A 263-nucleotide genomic window follows, 5' to 3' on the forward strand; every position below is an offset into this window, starting at 1 on the left:
GCTATAAACCAGTTCATTTCCCCTTCTCCTTCGCCTTTGGAACAAGATCATATGTCAACTTCAGTTCCTCTAACCATTTCTGTTTTTCCAGCGCCTTAGACCTCATCATGCACGGACAAAGAGGATCTCCATTTCTGGGGCCGACGCAGTTGCAAGCATGAACATAATCATCTGTGTTCCATATGTAGTTATATTCGTTTAAGGAACTCATTTCCCCTTCTCCTTCTGATATTTCCGAACTGCAAGGATAAGCTCGCCCATGC

1 protein-coding gene is annotated in these 263 nt (G+C 44.1%); it reads right to left on the minus strand.

The window, feature by feature from the left end; genetic code table 11:
* Window positions 1–13: 13 nt before the first annotated feature.
* A partial coding sequence (locus tag RMT89_RS43725; RefSeq protein WP_315889316.1) for a hypothetical protein occupies window positions 14–263 on the minus strand: 250 nt, incomplete at its 5' end.

The sequence above is a fragment of the Streptomyces sp. P17 genome, assembly GCF_032436805.1.
Taxonomy (GTDB): Bacteria; Actinomycetota; Actinomycetes; order Streptomycetales; family Streptomycetaceae; genus Streptomyces.